Consider the following 1,720-nt stretch of genomic DNA (forward strand, 5'->3'; position numbering starts at 1 on the left):
GGCGAGGCCACCGCGCACGTGATCGGCGAGACGCTGAAATCACGTGGCCTGCGCGTCACGCGGCTGGCGCGCGGCGTGCCGATCGGCAGCGAGCTCGAATACGTCGACCTGGGGACCATCGCGCACGCGTTGAGCGAGCGGCGCTAGCCCACCCGCTCAGCGCTTCGCGACCCGCGTCGGCCGCTTCGCCGGCCGATGCGCCTTCGATGCGGTGCGCACCGCCGGCTTGCGCGCTGTCGCCTTGCTCGCGACGAACACATACACCGTCTGCCCCGGCTTGAAGTTCGCGCCGACCGTCGTCTTGTTCCACAGCGCCACCTGCGCCGCGCTCACGCGGTAGCGCTGCGCGACCGTCGCCACGCTCTCGCGCTTGCCGGCCTTCAGCGCCATGCGGCGCAGCGCCGGCGATTCGGACACGAGCGACATCACGCCGTTGTCCGCCAGGTGCCCCGACACGTCGGTCTGGCGGCTCTCGCCGCGCGGCACCAGCAGCGTCGAGCCGGCCCGCACCAGCATGCGCGGCGGGATGTTGTTGACCTCGCGCAACTGCGCCTCGGTCATCCCCACCTGCTTGGCTGCATCGGCCGGGCGCAGCGTGCGCGGCGCGACCCAGGCCGTCCAGGTGGCCAGCGGCCCGCGGTGCTCGCCGATGCTGCGCACGAACTGGCTCGCGTTGTCGTACGGCAGCAGCAGCTGCGGCGTGCCGGCCGCCAAGATCACCGGCCGGTTCATCTGCGGGTTCAGCGTCTGGAACTCTTCCAGCGACACGCCGGCCAACCGCACCGCCAGCGCGACGTCGATGTCGCGCTCGATCGGCACGCTGAGGAAGTACGGGTGGTTGTCCAGCGACGGCAGCGTCAGCAGGTACTCCTCGGGGTGCAGCACGATGTTCTTCACCGCCTGCAGCTTCGGCACGTAGAACGCCGTCTCGTTCGGCATCTTCAGGCTGAGGTAGTCGGTCGGCTTGCCGGCGCGGCGGTYGCGCGCGATGGCGCGCTGCACGTTGCCCTCGCCCCAGTTGTAGGCGGCGAGCGCCAGGTGCCAGTCGCCGAACATGTCGTGCAGCCGGGCCAGGTAGTCGAGCGCGGCGCGCGTCGAGCCGAGCACCGAGCGGCGGTCGTCGCGGAACACGTTCTGCTTCAGCGAGAAGGTGCTGCCGGTGGCCGGCATGAACTGCCACATGCCCGAGGCCTTGGCCGACGACACCGCCTGCGGGTTGAACGCGCTCTCGACGAAGGGCAGCAGCGCCAGCTCGGTCGGCATGCCGCGGCGCTCGACCTCCTCGACGATGTGGAACAGGTAGCGGCTGCCGCGCTCGGTCATGCGCTGCACGTAGTCGGGCCGCGACGCATACCAGCGCTCGGCGGTGCGCACCTGCTCGGTGTCGAGGTCGGGCATCGCGTAGCCGTGGCGCAGGCGCGACCACAGGTCGATGCTCGCGGTGGGCGCGTTCAGGTCGACCTTCTCTTCGGGGCGCAGCGGGTCGATCGGCGGCGCGACGGCCGGGCCCTCGGCGACGGTGGTGTTGTCGGCGGCCGAGGCCGCCCCGGCGGGTGCGCTGGCCGCGGCCGACACCTCCGGTGCAGAGGCTGCAGGAGATGCGCCCACGACGCCGCCCTCTGGGGTCGGCGTGGTGGTCGCGCAGGCCGCCAGCAGCGTCAGCGCGGCGAACAGGCCCAGGCCGCAGCCTCGTCGCAGGGTCAGACGCAAGAGAGGGATC

Annotated in this window: 1 protein-coding gene and 1 pseudogene; one reads left to right on the plus strand and one right to left on the minus strand. The window is 71.8% G+C overall.

What is annotated here, in order from left to right; all coding sequences use genetic code 11:
- Positions 1 to 147 (plus strand): annotated as a pseudogene (gene recR / locus AC1D15_RS30550) (recombination mediator RecR); the annotation flags it as partial.
- Between the two features lie 9 nt (positions 148 to 156).
- On the opposite strand, the gene AC1D15_RS30555 reads toward recR, so the two are convergent.
- Positions 157 to 1,719 (minus strand): transglycosylase SLT domain-containing protein, encoded by a 1,563-nt coding sequence (locus AC1D15_RS30555; RefSeq protein ID WP_477828982.1) that lies wholly within the window; start codon positions 1,717 to 1,719, stop codon positions 157 to 159.
- Between the last annotated feature and the right edge of the window lies 1 nt (position 1,720).

The sequence above is a fragment of the Rhizobacter sp. P2_H2 genome, from assembly GCF_056403375.1.